This window comes from Candidatus Omnitrophota bacterium, assembly GCA_026387175.1.
GTDB lineage: Bacteria > Omnitrophota > Gorgyraeia > 2-01-FULL-45-10 > 2-01-FULL-45-10 > CAIMPC01.
Genome location: JAPLME010000010.1, coordinates 47,493 through 52,750 on the forward strand (window position 1 = coordinate 47,493; position 5,258 = coordinate 52,750).

At 49.1% G+C, this 5,258-nt stretch carries 2 protein-coding genes; one reads left to right on the top strand and one right to left on the bottom strand.

Going from position 1 to position 5,258, the window contains the following annotated elements:
• Positions 1-9: 9 nt before the first annotated feature.
• Positions 10-249 carry a hypothetical protein gene (locus NTY76_05725; protein MCX5678592.1) on the bottom strand — a complete coding sequence of 80 codons (240 nt, stop codon included), beginning with the start codon at positions 247-249 and terminating at the stop codon, positions 10-12.
• A 73-nt stretch (positions 250-322) separates the two neighbouring features.
• Between NTY76_05725 and NTY76_05730 the strand changes: the two genes are divergently transcribed.
• Positions 323-5,164, top strand: a complete 4,842-nt coding sequence (locus tag NTY76_05730) for a hypothetical protein (protein ID MCX5678593.1) — start codon at positions 323-325, stop codon at positions 5,162-5,164.
• Positions 5,165-5,258 lie beyond the last annotated feature (94 nt).

Here is a 5,258-nt window from a genome sequence, read left to right on the forward strand (position 1 = left end):
AACGCCACCTTAAGCATAAAGACGATCCATACCACATACCTCGACGTCATAAGAGGCCTTGCCGGTACCACGAATGTTACCACCAGAGCCGCTGACGGCACCACATTCGAGGAGCATCAGATAGTAGAGGCCTCCAACTACGACGCATGGGGTAACGCCGCCGACCAGACTGTAACAGCTAAGGATCAGGATCCATACCACATACCTCGACGTCATAAGAGGCCTTGCCGGTACCACGAATGTTACCACAACGGCCGCCAACGGCGACTTCGAAGAACACCAGTTCGTTGAGACATCCAGCTATGATAACTGGGGTAACGCTTTGCACCAGACAGTGACCGCCATGAACAAAGACAAAGTAGTATTGAGCGTTAAAGATATCAACACCGAATACCTCGACGTCATAAGAGGCCTTGCCGGACTCACCAATGTCGTCACTTATGATAAAGTCGCCACCGATCTGACCCGGGTAGTAACAGAGCACCAGGTGGTGACGGTAGCCTCTAAAGTTGACTACGATGACTGGGGCAACGCCACGCTCCAGACAGTCAAAGCCTACGCTAACGCCACTTTAGATACGCTTCTCTCGATCAAGACCATCAGGACCACATATGCCGGGGCCAACGCCTTAAAGGCCCAGGCCTCCACCACCGATGTTGTCACAACATCCGCTGACGGTGTCACCTTCGAAGAGCACCAGTTTGTTGAGACATCCAGCTATGATAACTGGGGTAACGCGCTTCACCAGACAGTGACCGCCATGAACAAAGACAAAGTAGTATTGAGCGTCAAAGATATCAACACCGAATACCTCGACGTCTTAAGAGGCCTTGCTAAAACCACAGACGTTATCACCTATGCTGATAGCACTAAGACGATCTTCGCCGAGCACCAGGTAGTGGAAGCCTCCAACTACGATGATTGGGGTAACGCCAAGAACCAAATAGTTAGAGGGTACTCCGACGGCACTAAATCCGATGACAAGCTCTTTTCAATCAAGAATATCGAGATCACATATCTCAATTCCTTGAAAGGCTTGGCTGGCACCACTGACGTTACCACAACGGCCGTTGGTGCTGTTGGCGTTGAGCGCCAGGTAGTAACAGTCGCGAGTGAACAGGATTACGATGCCTGGGGTAACGCTCTGGTTCAGACCGTAGAAGCCTATTTTGGAGGCACTAGAGACCAGAATATGCTTCTCTCGGTTAAACATATAAGTACCACATACATTGATGCCGTAAGAGGCCTGGCTGGTGTCACAGATGTCATTACCAATCGCGACCTCACAAGCACAGCCTCAGTTGAGCATCAGGTAGTAACGGTCGCAAGCAAGGAAGGCTACGACGACTGGGGCAACGCTCTGGTTCAGACCGTAGAAGCCTATTCTGACAATACGAGAAACGAGACTGCGCTCCTCTCGGCAAAAAATATAACAAATACATATAATCCCATAGTAAGCGCGTTGCGAGGCTTTGCCGATACCACCGATGTTGTCACGAAGACCGCTAAAGACGGAGCCTTTGCAGAGCATCAGTTCGTCACAACATCCGGTTATGATCTATGGGGCAACGCCACGAACCAGACCGTTAAGGCATACTCTGACGCTTCTAAGGATCAGGGCAAGCTCCTCTCAGTTAAATATATCAACACCGAATATCTGGATGTATTAAGAGGAATTGCGAAAATCACCGATGTCACCACTTACGCCGATATTGCTAAGACCATATTCGCCGAACATCAGATAGTGACAGTAGCGGGTATTGAGGGCTACGATATGTGGGGCAACGCGACTTCACAGATAGTAACAGCAAAGAACGAATCGGGCGATACCCTAAGCGTAAAAGAGATAAAAACCACCTATCTTGACACCTTAAGGGGCCTGGTCGCCACAACCGATGTCACCACCTATGACAAAGCCGATCTCCTGACACGGACCTTCGCCGAACATCAGATAGTGACAGTCGTGGATAAAGACGGCAATGTAACCAGTACAGGTGAAGACGGTTACGACTCCTGGGGTAACGCGCTGTATCAGATAGTGACCACCAAGAATGGCTCCGGAGACGTATTGAGCTTTAAAACTGTCAATAACACCTATACCGACAACGTCTTAAGGTTAAGGGGCCTCGTTACTACCACAGACGTCACCACATACGCCGATATCGCTAAAACTATATTCGCTGAGCACCAGTTCGTAACAACCGCCAGCTACGACGACTGGGGTAATGCCAAGAACCAGACCGTTAAGGCATACTCCGATATCACTTTGAATACGCTCCTCTCAATCAAAAACATAGAGACCGTATATTTCGACGAAAATGTAGCACTATCTTCCAAAGCGAATGCAATACGGGGTCTTGCCTCCACCACAGACGTTACCACATGGGATAAAGATCATGTTTTTGCCGAGCATCAGTTTGTAACGACAACAAGCTATGACGGCTGGGGTAACGCGCTCACGCAGACCGTTGAGGCATACTCTAGCGCTGACATCCCGAGAGACCCGCTCAAACTCCTCTCGGTTAAAGTGATAGAGAATAAATATGTTCGCTCCGCCACACCTTCCGACCTCGAGAAGGTAAATGCTATCCGGGGTCTTACTATCACCATAGACGTCACCACCTATGCCGATATCGCCAAGACCATATTCGCCGAGCACCAGTTCGTTGAGACATCCACATATGACGACTGGGGGAACGCCACTTTACAGACCGTCAAGGCATACTCCGCCGCCGATAAGACCGATCCCGCGACCAAGCTCCTATCGATCAAGACGATCGAGACTAGCTATGTAGACACTATAAGAGGCCTCTCAGGCACTACCAAGGTCACCACTAAAGCCGCTGACGGCTCATTCGAGGAGTATCAGGTAGTAATAGTTGCAAGCGCCGCTGACTACGACGATTGGGGTAATGCGTTAAGACAGACAGCTAAAGCATACTCCGATGCTACTATGAATACGCTCCTCTCAATCAAGAATATAACGAACACATATACCAAGAACCCATTAAGAGGTCTGGCCGATACCACCGATGTTATTACAATGGCCGCTGATGGCGTTACATTCGCCGAGCACCAGTTCGTTGAAACATCCAAATATGACGATTGGGGTAACGCTCTTAATCAAACAGTTAAAGCCTATGCCAACTCTGATATCACTAGACCCGTTGATAAGCTCCTCTCGGTTAAAGGTATAACTAACACATATTCCGGAGTAAATGCGGTTCTAGGTCGTGCCGATACTACTGAAGTTATTACCTATGCCGATATCGAGAAGAAGATATTCGCTGAGCGCCAACTTGTCATAACATCTGACTATGATGACTGGGGTAACGCGACTGCTCAAACCATAAAAGCAAAAGATGAGCAAGGCGCCGTTCTAAGCATTAAAGCTATTACTACACAGTACATCGACCCATTGAGAGGCCTCGCGGGAGTAACTGACATAACTACTTATAATGCGGACTATAACTTTGAGGAACACCAAGTATCAACAGTCACAAACGTCAGTGACTACGACGCCTGGGGCAACGCCATGGCTCAGACTGTAAGAGCATACTCCGATGCTACCCTGAATACGCTCCTCTCAATCAAGAATGTAACGAACACATATACCAAGAACCCATTAAGAGGCCTTGCCGATACCACCGATGTTATTACAAAGGCCGCTAACGGCGACTTTGCCGAACATCAGTTTGTAACGACAACAAGCTATGACGACTGGGGCAATGCGCTCATACAGACCGTTGAGGCATACTCTAGCGCTGATATCCCGAGAGACCCGCTCAAGCTCCTCTCGGTTAAAGCGATAGAGAATAAATATGTTCTCTCCGCCACACCTTCCGACCTCGAGAAGGTAAATACTATCCGGGGTCTCGCCGGCACCACAGATGTCATCACTTACGCCGATGCCGCCAAGACCATATTCGCCGAGCACCAGTTCGTCACAACATCCAGTTATGACGCCTTGGGTAACGCCACAGCTCAGACGGTGGCGGCATATAGTGATCGTACTACTAACTTAACAAAGCTTCTAAACACTAAAAATATTATCACCACATATCTCGATCAGGTCAAAGGTACTGTGGGGAATACAAATGCCGCAACTTATGATAAAAATGCTAATTTTGTTGAACACCAAATCGTTGAAGTAGCAGATTATGATGCTTTCAATAACGCCGTAACTCAGACGGTGACCGCTATGGATGAATCCGAAACCGTGTTAAGTGTCAAGACGATAACGAACAAGTATTCCGAAGATAATGCTCTGGCCTTAAGGGGTCTCGCTATCGCCACAGATGTCACCACTTACGCCGATGCTGCCAAGACGATCTTCGCTGAGCACCAGTTCGTTGAGACATCCACATATGACGACTGGGGTAACGCGACTTTACAGACAGTCAGGGCATACTCAGGCGCCGATAAGGCCGCTCAGGCGACCAAGCTTCTATCGATCAAGACGATCGAGACCAGCTATATAGACACTATAAGAGGCCTCTCAGGCACTACCAAAGTCACCACTAAAGCCGCTGACGGCATCACATTCGAGGAGTATCAGGTAGTTACCGCCATGGATAAGGACGGCCATGCGGCTACTAAAGCCAGTGACGCTTATGACGTCTGGGGTAACGCGCTCTACCAGTCGGTAAACGCCTACTCCGATACCCCGGAGAATAACGGCAGTCTCTTATCAGTCAAATCCATAGCTAATACATATACCAATGGCCGAGACGCCATCAGAGGCCTTGCCCATACTACCGATGTCATCACTAGAGCAGCTGACAATACCTTCACCGAACACCAGTTCGTAACGACCACAAGTTACGACGCATGGGGTAACGCGCTCACACAGACCGTTGAGGCCTACTCCGATAGTACTAGAGACCCGCTCAAGCTCCTCTCGGTTAAAGCGATAGTTAATAAATATGTTACCTCCGCCACACCTTCCGACCTCGAGAAGGTGAATGCTATCCGGGGTCTTACCATAACCACAGACGTCACCACCTATGCCGATATCGCCAAGACCATATTCGCCGAACACCAGTTCGTTGAGACATCCACATATGACGACTGGGGTAATGCGACTTTACAGACAGTTACCGCGAAGAACGCTTCCGGAACAGTCTTAAGCGTAAAGACGATCGAGACTGACGATCGAGACTAGCTATGTAGACACTATAAGAGGCCTCTCAGGCACTACCAAGGTCACCACTAAAGCCGCTGACGGCTCATTCGAGGAGTATCAGGTAGTTACCGCC